The sequence below is a fragment of the cf. Phormidesmis sp. LEGE 11477 genome (genome assembly GCF_015207105.1).
Classification (GTDB): domain Bacteria; phylum Cyanobacteriota; class Cyanobacteriia; order Phormidesmidales; family Phormidesmidaceae; genus Phormidesmis.
This window is the reverse complement of sequence record NZ_JADEXO010000040.1, coordinates 14,930-33,557: the sequence shown is the minus strand read 5'-3', so window position 1 is coordinate 33,557 and position 18,628 is coordinate 14,930. Positions and strand designations below refer to the sequence as shown.

General features: G+C 51.6%; 17 protein-coding genes. 9 read left to right on the top strand and 8 right to left on the bottom strand.

Features of this window, described 5'->3' with window-relative positions:
• Positions 1-54 precede the first annotated feature (54 nt).
• Both murQ and IQ256_RS13440 read right to left on the bottom strand, forming a co-directional pair.
• Positions 55-975 (bottom strand): N-acetylmuramic acid 6-phosphate etherase, encoded by a 921-nt coding sequence (gene murQ / locus IQ256_RS13445; RefSeq protein WP_228024850.1) that lies wholly within the window; start codon positions 973-975, stop codon positions 55-57.
• 249 nt (positions 976-1,224) lie between these two features.
• Positions 1,225-1,659, bottom strand: a complete 435-nt coding sequence (locus IQ256_RS13440; protein WP_370623443.1) for a DUF3110 domain-containing protein — start codon at positions 1,657-1,659, stop codon at positions 1,225-1,227.
• 192 nt (positions 1,660-1,851) lie between these two features.
• Between IQ256_RS13440 and glyS the strand changes: the two genes are divergently transcribed.
• From glyS to IQ256_RS13400, 8 genes are all read left to right on the top strand, one after another.
• Positions 1,852-3,999 (top strand): glycine--tRNA ligase subunit beta, encoded by a 2,148-nt coding sequence (glyS, locus tag IQ256_RS13435; protein ID WP_193856052.1) that lies wholly within the window; start codon positions 1,852-1,854, stop codon positions 3,997-3,999.
• 190 nt (positions 4,000-4,189) lie between these two features.
• Complete coding sequence (gene murD, locus IQ256_RS13430) at positions 4,190-5,590, top strand: UDP-N-acetylmuramoyl-L-alanine--D-glutamate ligase (protein ID WP_193856051.1); 1,401 nt, start codon at positions 4,190-4,192, stop codon at positions 5,588-5,590.
• A 370-nt stretch (positions 5,591-5,960) separates the two neighbouring features.
• Complete coding sequence (locus IQ256_RS13425; protein WP_193856050.1) at positions 5,961-6,464, top strand: DUF2231 domain-containing protein; 504 nt, start codon at positions 5,961-5,963, stop codon at positions 6,462-6,464.
• 29 nt (positions 6,465-6,493) lie between these two features.
• Positions 6,494-7,141, top strand: a complete 648-nt coding sequence (locus IQ256_RS13420; protein ID WP_193856065.1) for a DUF2231 domain-containing protein — start codon at positions 6,494-6,496, stop codon at positions 7,139-7,141.
• 168 nt (positions 7,142-7,309) lie between these two features.
• A complete protein-coding gene (locus IQ256_RS13415; RefSeq protein ID WP_370623442.1) occupies positions 7,310-8,308 on the top strand; it encodes a cytochrome c oxidase subunit II in 999 nt (332 codons plus the stop codon).
• Positions 8,301-10,031, top strand: a complete 1,731-nt coding sequence (gene ctaD / locus IQ256_RS13410; RefSeq protein WP_193856049.1) for a cytochrome c oxidase subunit I — start codon at positions 8,301-8,303, stop codon at positions 10,029-10,031. The genes IQ256_RS13415 and ctaD overlap by 8 nt, the downstream gene beginning before the upstream one ends.
• The gene (locus IQ256_RS13405; RefSeq protein WP_193856048.1) at positions 10,028-10,642 is read left to right on the top strand and encodes a heme-copper oxidase subunit III; all 615 of its coding nucleotides are present in this window, start codon (positions 10,028-10,030) and stop codon (positions 10,640-10,642) included. The genes ctaD and IQ256_RS13405 overlap by 4 nt, the downstream gene beginning before the upstream one ends.
• Before the next feature lie 3 nt (positions 10,643-10,645).
• Positions 10,646-12,184 (top strand): GMC oxidoreductase, encoded by a 1,539-nt coding sequence (locus IQ256_RS13400; protein ID WP_193856047.1) that lies wholly within the window; start codon positions 10,646-10,648, stop codon positions 12,182-12,184.
• 80 nt (positions 12,185-12,264) lie between these two features.
• On the opposite strand, the gene IQ256_RS13395 is transcribed toward IQ256_RS13400, so the two are convergent.
• The 5 genes from IQ256_RS13395 to IQ256_RS13375 all read right to left on the bottom strand — a co-directional run bounded on the left by IQ256_RS13395 (position 12,265) and on the right by IQ256_RS13375 (position 16,614).
• Positions 12,265-13,047 carry a trypsin-like serine protease gene (locus IQ256_RS13395; protein ID WP_193856046.1) on the bottom strand — a complete coding sequence of 261 codons (783 nt, stop codon included), beginning with the start codon at positions 13,045-13,047 and terminating at the stop codon, positions 12,265-12,267.
• Positions 13,048-13,215: 168 nt separating this feature from the next.
• Complete coding sequence (locus IQ256_RS13390; RefSeq protein WP_193856045.1) at positions 13,216-14,079, bottom strand: segregation/condensation protein A; 864 nt, start codon at positions 14,077-14,079, stop codon at positions 13,216-13,218.
• Between the two features lie 321 nt (positions 14,080-14,400).
• On the bottom strand, positions 14,401-14,754 hold the full coding sequence (locus IQ256_RS13385; protein WP_193856044.1) for a LapA family protein: 354 nt from the start codon (positions 14,752-14,754) through the stop codon (positions 14,401-14,403).
• Positions 14,755-14,847: 93 nt separating this feature from the next.
• Entirely contained in the window at positions 14,848-15,261 is a 414-nt protein-coding gene (locus IQ256_RS13380; RefSeq protein WP_193856043.1) for a hypothetical protein, read from the bottom strand.
• Between the two features lie 171 nt (positions 15,262-15,432).
• Entirely contained in the window at positions 15,433-16,614 is a 1,182-nt protein-coding gene (locus IQ256_RS13375) for a metallophosphoesterase (protein WP_193856042.1), read from the bottom strand.
• Between the two features lie 131 nt (positions 16,615-16,745).
• Between IQ256_RS13375 and IQ256_RS13370 the strand changes: the two genes are divergently transcribed.
• The gene (locus tag IQ256_RS13370) at positions 16,746-17,474 is read left to right on the top strand and encodes a glycosyltransferase family 2 protein (protein WP_193856041.1); all 729 of its coding nucleotides are present in this window, start codon (positions 16,746-16,748) and stop codon (positions 17,472-17,474) included.
• Here the strand turns inward: IQ256_RS13370 and IQ256_RS13365 are convergent.
• Entirely contained in the window at positions 17,471-18,535 is a 1,065-nt protein-coding gene (locus tag IQ256_RS13365; protein ID WP_193856040.1) for an SGNH/GDSL hydrolase family protein, read from the bottom strand. The two genes, IQ256_RS13370 and IQ256_RS13365, sit on opposite strands and share 4 nt — an antisense overlap.
• Between the last annotated feature and the right edge of the window lie 93 nt (positions 18,536-18,628).

The following is an 18,628-nucleotide window of genomic DNA, read 5'->3' as shown; positions in this document are numbered from 1 at the left end:
TCTAGGTAACCTTGAAGCTGACTGTTTACAGAAAGACGCGTTAACCCAAATATGTTAGCGGGCCGTTGCCCAGTTGCTGGCTTGATCTAGCGCTACTCGCAAGTTACCCTCTGCGGCGGCTAGCGCCTCTATAGCTTTTTCTTTTTCTATATTGGCTAAGTGCATTACCAGCGCCACCTTAACCTGAAGATCGCTTTGATCTAGCAGATCGCTGGCCTGGTTGCGATCTAGCTCAGTGAGATCGCACAGAATACGAATAGCGCGATCGCGCAATTTACTATTGGTCACTGCCACATCGACCATGCGATTGCCATACACCTTCCCTAGCTTTACCATCACCCCGGTCGATAGGATATTCAGCGCCAGCTTGGTAACGGTTCCAGCCTTCAGCCGGGTTGAGCCTGCTAGCACCTCTGGCCCCACAATCAGGCGAATATCGACGTCTGCCTCTACGGGCACTTGCTCGGCTGGGACACAGGCGATAAAGATGGTGCTGGCTCCGCACTGCCTGGCCGCTTTCAAAGCGCCTTGTACGTAGGGCGTTGTCCCGCCAGCGGTGATTCCAACCACCACATCGCGCTTGGTGATTCGGTGATCGATCACGGTTTTAGCGCCGGATTCTGCTTCGTCTTCTAAAGCTTCAGAGCTACGCAGCAGCGCCGCTGCCCCACCAGCAATGATGCCCTGCACTAGCTCAGGCGGCGTACAAAAGGTGGGAGGACATTCTGCTGCGTCGAGCACCCCGAGTCTGCCGCTGGTACCTGCGCCAATGTAGAAGAGTCTGCCACCTTCTCGCATGGATGCGGCGGCGAGGTTGATCGCTTGGGCCAAGTGGGTTCTAGCGTGGGCGATCGCGTCCACCGTCTTTTGATCTTCTTGGTTGAACACATCCACCATCTCTAAAGCGGAGAGCTGATCCAAATTCTGGCTATTGGGATTGTTCTGTTCGGTCAGCAGATGGCCACGATCTTTCATATCACTCACCAGCGGTTCATTTATAGCGGTTTAGGATCGAGGATTAAATAATTCGTCCAAGCTACCGCTTCTTATCACCCTCACCCCAACCCTCTCCCAAAGGGCGAGGGGGCTAGATCTGGCCCCCTTCTCTCCTCCGGGAGAAGGGTTGGGGATGAGGGCTCGGAAACTAACTGTACATCTTGTTTGATCCTTGATCCTTGATTTCATAGCGGTTGGCTCGATAGCAGTTCGCCTGTAGCAGTTCACCTATAGCAGCTTCTCTAGCTGAGCTCGAATCTGATCCATTTCATCTGACGAAGCATCTTGAAAGCTGCCCTTTGCGGTTTCTTCTAGCTTGAGACGAGCAATCTCATTCGGATCGGCATCTGGGTTCCAAGTGGTTTCTTCTACCGCCTTTTCTGGCGGCATCAACAGCGTGCCATCTTCTACTAGTACTGCCTCATAGCCTGCACTTTCACAGAACTCTTCAATTTCTTCTGGGTCAAAAGCTTCTACTGAGGCGGTAGGAAAATCCTGCGCCTCTAGCATCACTGCAAAGCGAGTGGCATCGTCTTCTACTTCAAACATCAGTACTAGCTGGCGTCCTTCCATCTCCAAAGAGTGAATTCCTTCATTTTCGGTACGTGCATTGAACAGAACGACATAGACAGACATAGCGCTGATAGTTAAAGAGACTGACACGTTATTTACATTGGTCAGTGTAGCGATTAACTGTTCTTTTCGCCCTGTTCCCGCCTGCGACTTAGATCTAGTTAGTGGCTCTACCTAGAGAAAGATGAAGAACGGGCAATCGATCTTCCTATTAGCTGAGCGTAGTCGTAGCCTCAACCTTCTGCAATAATGAAAACGCTTTCCCACCGCTTGTGCATGCTCATGGCAACTTTCTTATTAGAAGTCGGCACCGAAGAACTTCCGGCCAGTTTTGTCAGCGAGGCGATCGCCCAGTGGAAAGGCAAAATCCCGGCTGATTTAAAAGAGCAGTCTTTAGAGAGTGAGCGCATTGAATTTTACGGCACCCCTCGCCGCCTAGCGGTAGTGATCAATGGCTTGCCAGAGCGTCAGCCAGACCGGGTAGAAGAAGCCAAAGGCCCCCCGGCAAAAGCAGCCTACAAAGACGGTAACCCCACCAAAGCAGCAACGGGCTTCGCCGCCTCTAAAGGCGTCAGCGTTGATCAGCTAGAAGTTCGCGATACAGACAAAGGAGAATTCGTCTTTGTGCGGCAGACGATTCCCGGTCGTGAGACGGCTGAGCTGCTGCAAGAGCAGGTGCCTGCGTGGATCTTAGGGCTAGAAGGCAATCGGTTTATGCGCTGGGGCGATGGCGATCTGCGCTTTCCCCGTCCGATTCGTTCTCTGGTGACGCTGCTAGACGACCGGCTGGTGCCAGTGACTTTAGAAAATGGATCGGAGGTGTGTGTGAGCGATCGCGTTACGGCTGGTCACCGCGTTCTACATCCAAAAGATGTCCGTTTAGATAACGCTCAAGATTATGTCAGTGCGCTCAAAAGTGCCTATGTCACCGTCGATCCTGCCGAACGAAAAAAGACGATTCTAGACCAGGTAGCCGCAGTTGCTAAGACGGTCGATGGACACGCCGTCATTGATCAAGATTTGCTGGCCGAAGTTGTCGATCTGGTTGAATGGCCGACTGCCATCGTGGGTAAATTTGACGAGGAGTTCTTAGCCCTGCCCTCTAAGGTCACAATCACTGAGATGGAAAGCCACCAGCGCTATTTCCCGGTTCGGCCCTCAGCCGAGGCTGACGAGCTGCTGCCCTATTTTATTACGGTGTCTAACGGCGATCCTGCCAAGTCCGATCTCATCACGCAGGGCAATGAGCGCGTCATTCGGGCCCGTCTTGCCGATGGTAAGTTTTTCTTCGACGCCGATCGAAAGCAGCCGCTAGCCGACTACCTGCCTCAGCTTGAAGCCGTTACGTTTGAAGCTCAGCTCGGTTCAGTCAGAGAGAAAGTGAGCCGCATTGAAAAAGTTGCCGGACTGCTGAGTGATCAGCTGGGTCTGAGCGCCGAGCAAAAGCAGCAGGCTCTTCGCGCCGCTCAGCTTTGTAAGGCCGATCTGGTCACTCAGATGGTGGGGGAATTTCCTGAACTGCAGGGCTATATCGGCCAAAAATATGCGGCTAATAGCGGCGAGCCTACAGCCGTTGCCGATGCTATCTACGAGCACTATTTACCGAAAGGCGCTGGGGACAGCTTGCCTCAGACGCTGATTGGCCAGGTCGTCGGTATTGCCGATCGGCTCGATACGCTAGTCAGTATCTTTAGCATTGGCAAGCTGCCAAAAGGCTCTAGCGATCCGTTTGCCCTGCGCCGGGCGGCCAATGCCATTATTAATATTGTCTGGGATGCTGGCCTGCCACTGCAGCTAAGGCCCGTTTTGGCCCAGGTTGTAGAAGACTTTGCCGCCTCGCGTGATGGCGTTAATGCCGATGAGCTACTGGCTTTGCTCACAGATTTCTTTGACCAGCGGGTACGAACGCTGCTGCAAGATCATCTAGAGATTGACTATGACTTGGTGAATGCAGTTTTTGGGCAAGATACGGCCTATCAACTACGCGCGCTCAGCGATCTGCTAGATGTACGTGATCGCGCCATTTTCCTCCAGTCTATTCGCAACGACACTCGCCTAGCCACCCTGTATGAAACCGTCAACCGCGCCGCTAAACTGGCCGTCAAAGGAGATTTAGGCACCGATGTCCTCGACCCAGCAGGAGTCGTTAATCCCGATCTTTTCGAGCAGCCTTCTGAGCAGGCTTTCTATGACAGTTTGCAAACGCTTTTGCCGCAGACCCAAGCGGCGCAGGCTGAGCGCGACTACAGTAAGCTCGTCGCCGGGCTAGAGCAAAGTGCCCCTACCGTTGCCGACTTTTTCGACGGTGAAAATAGCGTCATGGTCATGGCCGAAGCGGCGGCGGTTCGACAAAATCGACTCAACCTGCTGGGCCTTTTACGCAACCATGCAAGGGTGCTAGCTGACTTTGGAGAGATTGTGAAAAGCTAGCTGGACTGTATAGCCGCCCTACTCTTCGAGAAGAGCACAGCTCTACGACTCCGCTCGGGGCTCGGTTGTCGATTTATCCTGCTAGTCGATCTATCCCGCCAGATGAGCGGAGTCGTAACGCCAAGGGCGAGGCAGAGCCAACGCGAAGCGTCGCCGCAGGCGTTAGACACTAAACCCACCGTTCTCAACCATGAAAACCGCTCACGTCATCGGCCTTGGCCGTTCTGGAATCGCCGCCGCTCGGGTGCTGGCCCGCCAAGGCTACGCTGTCACCCTAAGCGATCGCGGCGCAGCGCAACGGCATCAATCCGATGCCCAGCGGCTAAAAGATGAAGGCATTACTGTCAAGCTCAACCATGCTTTTGATCCCCAAGTTGCCAAAGATAGTGGCCTCGATCTTTTAGTCGTCAGTCCTGGCGTGCCTTGGGATGCGCCCGCCCTGGTGACAGCCCGCGATCTAGGAATTGAGACCATTGGCGAAATGGAGCTGGCCTGGCGAGCTTTGCGCGATCGCCCTTGGGTAGGGATCACTGGCACCAATGGCAAGACCACCACGACCGCTCTAGTTGCCGCCATTTTCAAGGCGGCTGGATTGAATGCACCTGCCTGCGGCAATATTGGCTACGCAGCCTGCGAGCTAGCGCTGACAACCGCGCCCGACTGGGTAATTGCAGAACTCAGCAGCTATCAAATCGAGGCATCGGCTTCTCTCGCACCGACCATTGGCGTCTGGACGACCTTCACACCCGATCATCTCAGCCGTCACAAGACCGTTGAGAATTACTACCGCATTAAGGCTTCGCTACTGGCGCGATCGCAATCTGTCATCATCAATGGCGACGATTTAACGCTCCAGCGCAACGCCAAAGAGCATATCTCTACTCGGCATCACTGGACCAGTATTGACGGCAAAGATGCGCTATCACCGATCGCGGTTGATACCTATATAGAAGACGGCTGGGTGATGTACAAAGAGGAACAGATCGTCGAGACTAAGGCGCTACGGATGGTCGGCGCACACAATCAGCAAAACTTGCTGATAGCGGTTTCGGCGGCGCGGCTAGCTGGAATTGATCGAAGTGCGATCGCGCTAGGGGTGGCTAGCTTTCCGGGCGTTTCGCATCGTTTAGAGCATATCTGCACCTGGCGCGGCGTAGATTTTATCAACGATAGCAAAGCCACCAACTATGACGCAGCTGAAGTCGGCCTGCGATCGGTCGTCGGCCCCACCATCTTGATTGCGGGCGGCGCTCAAAAGGACGGCGATGACACCACCTGGATCGAGCGAATAAAAGAGAAAGCGGCTGTCGTTCTGCTAGTGGGCGACGCAGCTGAGCCCTTCGCCAAAAGGCTTGAATATTCTAATTATCACAGCTACGAGATTGTTCAAACGATCGATCGCGCCGTTGCTCGCAGCACCGAACTGAGCACCGAACTGAGCACCGAACTGGGTACTGAGTCAAATAAACAACAACCGATCAAAACGGTCTTACTCTCGCCTGCCTGCGCTAGCTTTGATCAGTATGCCAACTTTGAAGTGCGCGGCGATGACTTTCGCCAGGTCTGTACCAAGTATCTTGGAGAGCTGTAATTTGGAGACTGAGATCTGGTGATCGGGGTATGGTGATCGCTCATCGAATTCATCAAAAAAGGTATTAGATTTCACCCCTTAAATCTGGGTTTGAGCGTTAGAATTCTATTGCGTCGATATCTCCTTAGACAGCCCCGATTCAATACCCAGAGTCCATTCTATAGAGTTAAGCAAAGTAAAGAAACGTCCGTTGAACAACGTTTAGTCATTTAGTACTTTACATATCCTTTTGATATGAGGCTCACCATTCAGGATGATGTTTATTTTCCTTCGAGTGATGTATTGAGTTACGCATTTAAGTTTTGCCAAGAAGTTTCATCTAGGGTTTCAAGCTAGCGCTTACCCTCGCCGTTTTTTTCAAAGAAAGGCCGTGTTCGAAAATTTACTTCCTCCACTAAATAATCACAATCTGCCCTACCCAGATACGATTCATCCGATCGTGGTGCATTTCGTCATCGCGATGGTGCTTTTTGCTGTCGTCTGCGATGCGATTGGCTACTTTACCAAGAATCCTCGGCTGCATGAAGCAGGCTGGTGGAACATGGTGTTTGCCACTATCTCTATATTCATAGCCATCGTGTTTGGCCAGATAGAGGCTGGGCTATCTATGCCCTACGCCGCTGCCACGGGCGATCTGAACTTGCACACGCTGATCGGCTGGTCTCTCTCTGGCATTTTGGCGGCAATTACAGGCTGGCGCTACATCATTAGGCTAAAGTCACCTGGTAAGCTGCCAGCGGCCTACCTCGGTATGAACGCCGCGCTGACGCTGCTTGTGCTGTACCAGGTTTATCTAGGGGACAGACTCGTGTGGGTCTACGGTCTGCACACCGAGGCGGTCGTCGAAGCAGCGCGGGCAGGGTTGGTGAAGTGATGGTTTTTAATCTTGGATGGCTACTTTCAATGCCGCTTTTGCTAGAGGGAAATGGGCTTCCTTATGGCATCCCGATTCATCCCAATCTGGTGCATTTGACGCTGGGGTTATTTATTGTGGCGATCGCATTCGATATTGTTGCCGCCCTCTACCCGCTAGAAAAACCTATCTTCAAGTTTTTAGCCATCCCGGTGACTAGTGCCGGACTCTATGACGTAGGCTGGTTCAACATGGTCGCAGCGGCCATTATCACCTTCTTTACAGTCGCCGCTGGCTTCTATGAAATTTTGCTCGCCGATCCACCCGACGACGTGCTCAGCCCCTGGGGTCTGAATGCGACTGACACGATGGTTTGGCACGGACTAGGCGGCGTGCTGTTGCTGGCGCTGATTGTTGGTATGACCATCTGGCGCGGGTTTCAGCGCTATCTATGGCGAGAAGACAGAGCCAGACAGGTGGAGTGGAGCTACTTAATCTCAGGGCTGCTGATCTTTGGGCTGATGTTCGCCCAGGGTACTTTGGGCGCGCATTTGGGGGCTGACTTTGGCGTTCATGTCACTGCCGATCGGCTGATCTACGCGGGACTAGATCCCAACAGAATAGACAAAGATCCCGCAGATCAGGCTTTGACTAACCCTCCCAAAGTGGGATCTAGAGAAACAGGCCCCAAAGACTAGTGCCCCAAAGGCTAGCACTAGACAGCGAGTTCTTAAGCATTAGACTTCAAAAATCAGAAGCCGAATAAAAACCGAAGCTTAAAAACTAGAAGATTAGAACCGAAAGCCTTAAAACCGATTAGCCTGATAAAAACTAGCTAAACGAACAGAAGTAAGCCTAGAGGTGACGTGAATACTAACGACGGAACTAGCCAAACCCCCGAACCCAGAACTCGAAACTTAGGCAGAGTGCTCAACCGCCGTCGGATTCTAGGATTGGCTAGCCTGGCAGCGGGCAACTTTGCCATCAGCGTTTGGATGGGTCAGGAAGCTTACAAATGGCTGCCGCCCCAAGCCTCTTCAGAAGCGGTGCTCGTCGATAAGCTATTTAGCTTTATGACAGCAGTTGGCACCTTTATCTTTATCGGCGTGGTCGGTACGCTGCTGTATTCGATGATCTTTCAGCGAGCGGCCAAGTACGACAACAGTGACGGTCCCCCGATCGAAGGCAACGTCAAGCTAGAGGTGATTTGGACTGCAGTCCCGATCATGCTAATTATTTGGATTGGCACGGTCAGCTACAAAACCTATGACCAGATGAGCATTCTCGGCTCGATTGCGCCCAAGGTGATGGCGACTGTAGATACGGTGCCTGGTGAACCGAGAGAGCCCGTACCAGGAGATATCTCACCGAGCGATAATCCCGCGCCGATTGAAGTTCACTCTCGTCAGTGGTCTTGGGAGTTTCGCTATATAGACCAAAACGTCAGCAGCACCGAATTGCATTTGCCGGTCAATCAAAGGGCTAGGTTCAAGCTCACCTCAGATGATGTGCTGCACGGTTTCTACGTGCCTGCTTTTCGCGTCAAGCAAGATATTATTCCAGGCAAAGAGATCGATTTTGCCTTTACGCCGATTCGAGAAGGTCGCTATCGGCTGCGCGATTCGGAATATAGCGGCACTTATTTTGCCGCGAATCAGACCAATGTGGTGGTGGAATCTCAAGAGGAGTATCAGCGGTGGCTGAGTGAGATCGCCCAGAATCCACCTCAGGCCGCCCAAAACCTAGCCTACGAAGAATATTCTCAGGCCGAGCAAGGCACCATCAGCCTCGGCTGGGCCACTGTCAAACCCGCCCCCGCGCCCGTCGTCAATCACACCAGTTCAGAAGAGGATTCCTATGAGTAACGCCACCCTGGAGGTCAAGCCATCAGAGCAGCAGACCCCCACGCCCGAACCGGGAGCCCCCGATAACTGGCGCAGGTTCTTTAGCTTCAGCACCGATCACAAGGTCATTGGCATTCAGTACATTGTCACCGCCTTTATTTTCTTTTTGTTCGGTGGCCTGCTCGCCATGTTGATGCGCGGTGAGCTGATTACCCCAGAAGCCGATTTAGTTGACCGCACCGTCTACAACGGGCTCTTCACCATGCACGGCACGATCATGCTGTTCATGTGGACCTTCCCTATGCTCAACGGTCTGGCCAACTATCTGGTGCCGCTGATGATCGGCGCTAGAGACATGGCCTTTCCCCGGCTGAACGCTGCCGCTTTCTGGCTGGTCCCTGTTTTTGGCGTGATCTTGACCGCCAGCTTCTTTGTTCCCGGTGGCCCTTCTCAGTCTGGCTGGTGGGCCTATCCCCCGGTCAGTTTGCAGAATCCAACCGGTAACTTGATCAACGGACAGGCGCTGTGGTTACTAGCCGTCGCGCTCTCAGGGGTCTCTTCGATTATGGGGGCGGTAAATATTGTCACCACCATTATTAGAATGCGCGCCCCCGGCATGGGCTGGTTCAAGATGCCTGCTTTTTGCTGGACGGTATTCTCTGCTCAGATGATTCAGCTGATCGGTCTACCGGCGCTCACCGCAGGCGCAGTCATGCTGCTGCTCGATCTTACTGTCGGCACTAGCTTTTTCGATCCGGCCAAAGGCGGCGACCCGGTTCTATATCAGCACTTTTTCTGGTTCTATTCTCACCCAGCCGTCTATGTGATCATTCTGCCAATCTTTGGCGTCTTCTCAGAAGTCTTTCCGGTCTATTCTCGCAAGCCACTTTTCGGCTATCGAGTCGTCACCATCTCTTCTGTACTGATCACCATACTGAGCTTGATTGTCTGGGTTCACCACATGTTTGCTAGTGGCACGCCGGGATGGATGCGGATGCTGTTCATGTTTACAACTATGGCTATCTCGATTCCTACGGGCATCAAGGTATTCGCCTGGGTGGCAACGGTATGGGGCGGCAAGCTGCGACTCACTAGCGCTATGCTTTTTGCGCTGGGCGGTCTGACGACGTTCCTATTTGCGGGTATCACTGGCATCATGCTCTCCTCAGCGCCATTCGATATCCATGTGAACAACACCTACTTTGTGGTGGGCCACTTTCACTATGTGATTAACGGCGCGGTGGTGATGGGTTTCTATGCGGCGATCTATCACTGGTTTCCTAAGATGACTGGACGGATGTATTACGAGGGTTTGGGCAAGCTGCATTTTGCCCTCACCTTTATTGGCATCAATCTGATCTTTCTGCCCATGCATCCGCTCGGCCTGATGGGTATGCCAAGACGGGTGGCTTCTTATGATCCCGAGTTTGCCTTTTGGAATGTGATCGCTAGCCTGGGTGGATTTTTGCTGGGCGTTTCGACGCTGCCTTTCATCCTAAATATGCTCAGCTCTTGGACACAGGGCGACAAGGCCGGAGACAACCCCTGGCGAGCGATTGGGCTAGAATGGCTAGTTTCCTCACCCCCGCCGCACGAGAACTTTGAAGAGATTCCGATTGTAGTGTCGCCGCCGTATGGCTACGGCAGTGATGAGCCGCTGGTTTCTAACAATCCGGGTGGAATCTTGGAAGAAGAGCCGGAGAAAACACCCATCGCCAATCTAGCAGGAAAGGCCAACTCATGAGTACAACCAGCGTAGATCCCAACTTGAACACGAAAGCGGCCTCTCTAGAAGGACACGGAGAAGACCATGAAGAAGACCATCGCCTGTTTGGGTTTATTGTTTTTCTGCTCTCGGAAAGCGTTATTTTCTTTAGTTTCTTCACTGGCTACATCGTCTTCAAAACCAGTGCTGGTGACTGGCTACCGGCTGGATTTGAAGGGCTAGAAGTGCGTGAGCCGCTGATTAACACGGCTGTGCTAGTCTCTAGTAGTTTTGTCATTTACTTTGCCGAGCGCTTTCTACACAAAGACAACCTTTGGGGCTTTCGAATCTTCTGGCTGCTGACGATGGCAATGGGTAGCTTTTTTCTCTATGGTCAGGCAGTTGAGTGGATGGGGTTGCCCTTTGGCTTTACCTCTGGGGTGTTTGGCGGTATGTTCTACTTGCTAACGGGCTTTCACGGTCTGCATGTCTTTACAGGCGTATTGCTACAAGGAATTATGCTAGGCCGCTCTTTTATTCCGAATAACTACGAAGAAGGAGAGTTTGGCGTAGAAGCGACTTCGTGGTTCTGGCACTTTGTCGATGTGATTTGGATTCTGTTGTTTATTTTGATTTATGTCTGGCAGTAGCTGATGATTATTGACGACGGGCATTACGACATTATTATTGTTGGCACTGGCGCTGGTGGCGGTACGCTGGCGCAAAAGCTGGCCCCTACTGGCAAGCAAATTTTGATCTTGGAGCGGGGCGATCGCATGGCCCTAGAAGAGCAAAACCGAGCCAACGTAGACGTCTTTCAGAAAGGTCGATATCGCTCGCCAGAACAGTGGTACGACAATGAAGGTGAACCCTTTTCGCCCCAGATGAATTATGCCGTTGGCGGCAACACCAAGATCTACAACGCCACCCTGATGCGGATGCGCGAACAGGACTTTGACGCCGTCCCCTACCAGGATGGCATCGCCCCCGAATGGCCGATCAAATATGCAGATTGGGAGCCCTACTACACCGAAGCCGAACACCTCTATCAAGTTCACGGCGACCAGCACGCCGATCCCACCGAGCCTAAGCACAGCAAAGACTATCCTCACCCGGCGGTAGATCATCCTGCCATCATCGCGCCAAGCGTAGAACTCCTCAAAGCAGAAGGACTTTCGCCGACCTCATTACCCATGAGCTTGACCAAAGATGAAGATGATCCTACTGGAGATTCGGAGATTTTTGGTATAGATCTTGCGATCAAACATGACAACGTCACCATCAAGACCTCTGCTAGGGTAGTTGGGCTCCACACCAGCACGAGTGGAACCGAAATTAAAGCCGTAGAAGCAGAAGTCGGTGAGCAGTCATTTTTGTTTAAATCAGACATCGTGGTGTTAGCGTGCGGGGCGGTTAATTCGGTTGCGATTATGCTAGATTCTGCCAACGACAAACATCCGCACGGACTAGCCAACGGCTCTGACCAGCTAGGTCGAAATCTGATGAAGCACCTGATGACGGTCATCGTTGAGCGAGACTCGGTTAAAAACGATGGCACCTTCATGCCTAGCGTTAGCATCAACGACTTTTATTGGAGTGACCTGCGCGACTTTGACTATCCCCTAGGCCATATTGAAAATAGCGGTGGCCTGTTGCAAGATCTAGTCTTCGCAGAATCTCCCCCGCTGCTCTCAGTGCTGGCCCGATTCTTACCAGATGCCGGGCTCAATCGCCTAGCCAAGCGCTCAATCGGCTGGTGGGCCCAAACGAGCGTACTGCCAGATCCCAACAATCGCGTTTATTGGCAAACTCTCTCCCGCTACGGTCGACCCAAGAAAAAGCTCCGCTACGAGTTTACGCCAAACAATCTAGAAGCGCATGACCGCCTAGTCTATCGCTGGATGGGCGTGCTAAAAGATCTAGAAAATACAGGACTTGGACTGCGGCAAAGTACGGTCTATCCGCGCGGGGAAACGCCCGTACAGGTGACGGGCTACCAGTGCGGCACCGCTCGCATGGGTACGGATCCAGCGACATCTGTTCTAGATCTGAACTGTCGCACCCATGAGATTGACAATCTCTACGTCGTTGACAGCAGTTTCTTTCCGTCTTGTGCAAGTGTTAGCCCGGCGCTAACGGTAATGGCAAACGCATTGCGAGTAGGTGAACATCTAGCAGAACGGATGAGTTGACATCACAAAATAATCAACAGTATGAGCCCACTGTCTTATTTTCCAACGCTTTATCTGTGATCATAGGCAGTCTCTCTATCTCAGCTTCTAGTGATTGATTTGATCCAAGCTATGTGAGAAGAAACTCGGGTGTAATACTCCCAAACACCATAGCGACCTTCGCCCAAGTTGAATGATTTTTGGCCTGAGCTGATGCCTGCGATCGCCCACCCAAACTGCGTCTCGATCAGCGCCGGACCACCGCTGTCTCCAGGCCCAGAAATGCCCTCTAGCTCAGTGCAGTTCGGCGGCGCATCAAAGGAAAATACTAGCCACTGATCGTCTGATTGTTCAATCCGATTCGTAGCCATTCGCATCTTGCCATTTACCTGGTCTGGCCCGATCAAACCAGTACCAAAATCGCCTCTACCTACAAAAGTAGCGATCTTTCCTGCCTCTTCTTTCTGCTGATACAGCGGTAAAGGCATCACATTTTCGACAGGAGCTTTTAGCTGCATAAGGGCGATGTCATTTTTCGCGAGCTCTGTTCCGTCAAAGTCAAGAAACTGAGGATGTAGAACAATCTCTTTTATAAGATAGGTTTGGTGAGCGATCACAATCTCGGCCTCTGTCGACAGCTCTATGGCAACATGCGCCGCACTCAAGACCCAGTCGGACCGAATCAGCATCCCCATGCCATCGCAGCGAGTGTAGAATTCCGGCTCTGGCTGAACAGAGACGACTAGGCTAGGCTTTAGCAGTTCGTCAATCTTGTCATAGGTAACCAATACCTCTTCTTGAAAGCTATCGACAGCAAAAACGGCTGGAAACTGTGCTGATGATACTAGATAAAGAGCAGGGTCAACATCGTGGCGAATGATCATAAATTAAGAGGCTTCAGCCAGCAGGTTTCGCTAACGAGCGTTTGATAATAGCGAGGTTGCCGCTGAGGTAGCTGTTTCCATTCGCCAGTAGTATACACTTACGCTTCAACAGGTACAGGAATATTGCTAAAGTCCCAAACGTTGTATCTGCGCTCAAACGGCAGATCGCTAATCTGGCAACACATAGTCTGGCACTTCTGCAAGCGTTACTTCGTTGAGCTGACGAACTTTGAGATCTTGGTAGAAGTTTTCTTGTAATAGCTCTACTTTTGACTGGGAAGTCAAGAACAACAGTCCCCAAAAGACGCCGACTTTTTCATGCTTGTAGTCAGATTCAGTCAATTCTCCTTTAATCGGTCCGCCCAGAATATCGGGGCGAAAGCTGGCCCAATGCGTTAGCAATAGCTCAAAATCCATCCAGTTGACGGTATCTTCAAACACGTCGTCCCAGTGATTTTCGAGAAAGGCGTTGAGCGCGTCGGCGATCTCATTAAGATTCTCTTGATGGGCCAGCTCAGAGATGGCCCGAACGGCTTCTCTTTTGGAGTGAGGTTTGGCCCGGTGCGATCGCACTCTCGAAGGTTCACTCATGGCGGCGGCAATTGACTCTAGCTGCTCGATCAGCTCCGCTAAAGTCACCTGACGCTTGGCAGGGGGAGGGGCAACTGGACGGCGGTGAATATGCCTTTCTAAGTGTTTAGGCAGCTCGCTGTCGCCATAGTCTTCGTCTTCATCAAAAAAGTCTTCTTCAAAGGCTTCTTCGCTCTGTTCTAACTCATGACGCACTAGGGTATCCGCCTTGAGCAGCACCAACATAGAGGCGTACAGAAAAGCTTGCCCAGACTCACTGAGGCTTGATTCGTAAGAAGATCGCCCCTGCTCTTTGGGCTGAACGGCGGCAGGCTGTTCCTTTAAAGTCTTGAGAAAGCGGTCGATCACCTCAATTACCTGCACATCCCAGGGATCGATTTCCCCTTTCTCAGCCAGGTCTATGAGAAACGCGATCGCGCTTTGAGCTAAGGAACTAGACATAAACAGCTAAGCCGTCCGTTCGGTTGCACAACATAACATTACTTCGCACTTACCCACCTCGCACTCATACGCTCTCTTAGTACATCCACATGAGCCAAAACTGTTGAGAGAAAAGACTCTAAATTGAGAGATGCGTTAATAGTGAGCCGAGCCTACACGAATGCGTACATTAGCACAAGCGCGCTTAACGCTTATTAGCATTCTTATAAAAGCAGTACAAAAGTAGCTAGGTAGACACACACTAAGTACGAACATACTCTAGTACGCCTATTCTATAAAGAATAGAGAATTCTGACACAAAAATTTTGCCCCAAGCAGACCTTATTGAACGAAAGCATCTTCAACATCGGCTTGAGAATCAGCCTGAGGCAGCATCGGCGCTTGCTCTAGCTCGACTCGGTAGCGCTCTACATCTTCTTCTAGCTGCTGAATCCTGAGTTCGCGCTGCTCAATTTCGGGTTTCTTTTGGGTGTAGCTCTGTACCTGTACCCAGACGCTAAACACCCAGGCCAGTGTGGCACCAATACCTGCAGCGATGATCAGCTCGACGCTCAGCGGCGCTTCAAAATCTACCCCTTTAACCACGTGAATAACGGACGGCGTGGTGTTTTCAATGCCAAAGAGCACCAGCGCCAAACAGATTACGAAAATCACTACGAAATTGACTTGCTTCATAGGTTTCGCCTCAAATCAAACTGCATCAATAGAATTTATTCGACAACACTATAGCGGCTAATGGTAAGAATGACAGAGCTTCTGTATAGAAGCTTACCGAGAAATGACAGGCGTACCGGTGAGCTGGATAGTGGTGATGCGATCGCACAGGCCAAACTCAGCTTCCCAGCGAGAAGGGAAATCGGGATCCATAAAGGTGATATCAAAACTTCCCCAGTGGTAGGTCGGCTCACCGTCTGCACCTTCTCGAAAGGTATCGCAGCGTAGGGAAGAAGAGTCTTGCACCCAATAGCCGCCGTAGGTGCCTCGATCGGTATAGACGCCAGCTAAGCCATCGATGAAGATAGTGCCTAAGCCATCGCCATAGGTCCATATAGCAGTATTGTTGCGATCTTCTTGATAGACCACGTCATATTCTTCTGTTGTCCATACCTCATCGGCGATCGCGCTTTGGGGCGTGGCAATCGATAGAATAGCGAAGAGGCCAAACACAGCAGCTCTTTTCATAGCAGATATCTTAGTTGCGTCTAGTCACTAGGATACGAGCCCAGTGACCGCTTTAAGCGCGGGTTAACAGATAGTTATCTTTGGACTCTGTTTGAGCGAGCGTACGGAAAGTACTTCGTTCGAGCCCAGGGGCGCAACAGTAGACTTTGGAATGGTGAACCTTTTATATAGTCAGGTTTCTGTAGGAACATATTGCTGAGACTGTTCGGCAGGCGTGAGGTCTTCTAGGTAAACATCTTGTCGCAGCTCGCGGCTAGTAGGGCCAACAATCTGACGAGGAAGCTGCTGCAGATTGACAACTTCTTGGGTGTTCATGTTGTAGGTGGTGTACACCACGCTGGCAGCCTCTAGAAAAATATCCATGATAGTGAGCGTTTGATAGGGGGCAGTATTGGCGGTCAACAGCGATCGCGGTCCGCTGCCCAATGCGCCGCAGTGCAGTAGGTTTAGCTGACCCGATTTGCCGGGGAAATAAGCATGGTGATGTCCGGTGATGTAGGTGTGTACATTGTGGCGTTCTAATAGGCGCTGTAGCTCGTCGGCCTGGTTTAGATATTCACCGGGGCGATCGCGCCCTTGCGAAACAGCATACAAAGGCAAATGGCCCATTACAATTCGCAGCCGGGCACTTTGCGCTTCAGGGCTAGACAAGGCACGGTCGGCCCAGGCAACCTGTTCGACAGGAACATTCGCCGAAGACGCATCCCAGGCGAGATAGAAGATATCGTTCTGCTTGAAGCTGTAGTAGAACGGAAAGCCGCTAGCTTCGACGAAAGTAAGATCGGTATCGGACTGGTGCCCCGACCAGTACTTTTGTGTTTCTTGGCGGTCTAAAACATAGATAAATTCGCCGTTGCGCTGATAGCTAGAGGCATCATGGTTACCTATCGTCATTGCGAATGGTAGCCCGGCGGCGCGGATGGGAGACAGGATCTGGTCATCAAAGGCTGCCCACATTGCCTCAATCTCTGAAGCAGAAAGATCGAGACTTTGACCCGCTACCATATCGCCAGCGCACAGAACCATATCCGGCTGCCAGTCTGGTAGCATAGCGATGCCTTCAGTGACTTCTGAGCGGTAGTCAGTAGAGCCATAGGCACTATTAAGATCGCTGATCACAGCCAGGCGAATGTCACCACGCTGAGGCGCATAGAGACCCGCAGGCGCAGGTGCGTGAGGAAGCGAAGACGCCGGAGAACTTGGCTGAGTAGAGGCAGTAGGGTTTGCGCTGCTTTTTGAGTAGTCAGAGGCATTAGCCTGAGGAGTAGAAGGACTACACGAGGTGGCTGTAGCGGCTGCACCGCCGAGGGCGAGTCCGCTGAGAATAACAAAGCGACGACGGTTGAGCGGCATAGACGAATAACCCTAGAGAGATCCTTAGATGACAGCGATCGCTTTTAGTATGCCATTTTGCGTTTCAGACGTGTGGCATAAGATAATCAATCGTCTAAGCTCCCTTCACAAAAATTGCAATCGACAAATTAATGAAGCTTTCCATCATTATTCCTATTTATAACGAGATTCATACAGTCGGCGCTGTACTGCAATCGGTGAACGAAGCACTGCCACAAGTTGAGAAAGAGATTGTCGTAGTTGATGATGGATCAACAGATGGCACTAGGGAATGGCTCGCAGCCGCGCAGGCCAGAGCATGGCATGGTTTGTTTAAGGAGGCAGCGTTGACAACAGTTCGATTAGTGCTGCAGCCAAAGAACCAGGGAAAAGGTGCAGCTTTGCGAGCAGGCTTTTACCAGGCGTCTGGTGATGTGATGGTCATTCAAGATGCCGATCTAGAATACGATCCGCGAGATTGGCAAGAGATGTGGCGATTGATTGTCGAAGGCCGGGCCGATGTGGTGTATGGTTCGCGCTTTTATGGCAAACCACATCGAGTGCTCTACTTTCATCATCTGTTGGGCAACAAAGCAATTTCAGCTTTACTAAACATCGTTTGTAATACGACGCTCTCTGACGTGGAAGTTTGCTACAAAATGTTTCGCAAAGAAGTGTGGAAAGACATGATACTCACCTGCGATGGTTTTGGATTTGAGGTGGAATTTACAGTCAAGATGGCGCGATCGCCCAGGCGCTGGCGACTATACGAAGTAGGCATTGCCTATTACGGACGCACCTACGAAGAAGGCAAGAAAATTAGCTGGAAAGACGGCATCAGGGCGCTGTGGCTAATCATCTGGTTTGCAGTTAGAAGCTAGGCGGCCTTGGCGCGATATTTAGCTAAGCCCCACAAAAATCCACCTGCTACTAGCGATCCAAGCGTAGTCAAGGGTTCGGGAACGGTTTGGTCGGCCACAAACTCAGCCATGTCTTCGCCAATAATCTGATGGGCGCGTTCTGTCGGATGATACTCATCCCAGAAATAGTGTTCTCTAGGTGCTTCACAGCGCAACTCTACCGGGAAAACAGGCTGACAAGGATCGATCACGTTGGCTAGTTCATAGGTTTGGGGATTTGCGCGAATCTTGTTGCTAATAGCGATATGGTCATACAGCGCGACTTCAACATTTTCTTGCTGGGCGATCGCCTCTAGTTCATCGCGCAAAAGGCTATTCACCGAATCTGTAAAGCGCTCTGCACCCTCAACCTGGTCAAACTCTATCACCCCTGGCAAAATGTCTAGATCTGAAGAGTTAACCACCATAAACTGTCTCGCACCTAGCGCCGAGAGATCAGAGACACTTTGGCCAATATTGTCTACCGTTTGGGCAGCGAGTTCTTCAACTGTGCCAGACAGACCAAAATCGCTGTACTCAAAGAAATCGTTAGCCGAAGCAAAGACAAAGTATAGAGCGTTTGGATCGGCAGGCGCTCCGCCCAGCTCGGCTGCGAACTGATCTATCTGGCCAAACACGCCGGTATCTTGAAAAGAATCTAGCCAGCTATAGTAGTTACCGCTGCCGCTTTTAGCGCCGCCGACCGCGTAGCTAGTGAGATCCGCGCCTATACCGTCAGCCAGTACTTCAACAGCAGTCGGCCCATTCGTCCATCTGCCGTCGGCATCGTAGAGCCCTAGCGCCGGATCGGCTGGTAAAACAAACGATCCTGAGACGCCCGCCTCGACAGCGCCAGTGGAAATATCAAAAGAAGCTCCCGTGTCGGAATAGCTATCTCCGTAGGCATAAACACGAGAAATAGGATTAAAAGTGGCCGCGCTAGCGTCAAGTGGACTTGACACCAAACCTGCTAAAACTGTCGTACTGGCGAGCAAAGTCAGGGGACTGCGCTGCATCCGCCGACGTGTGACTAATGATTTCATTACTTACGAGCGGAGGTATCCTCGCGTTTTTAGTTTGCTAAGTTAAGATGCCGCCTGAGCCTAAAAACTAAGAGAAAGAATTACCTTTCACCT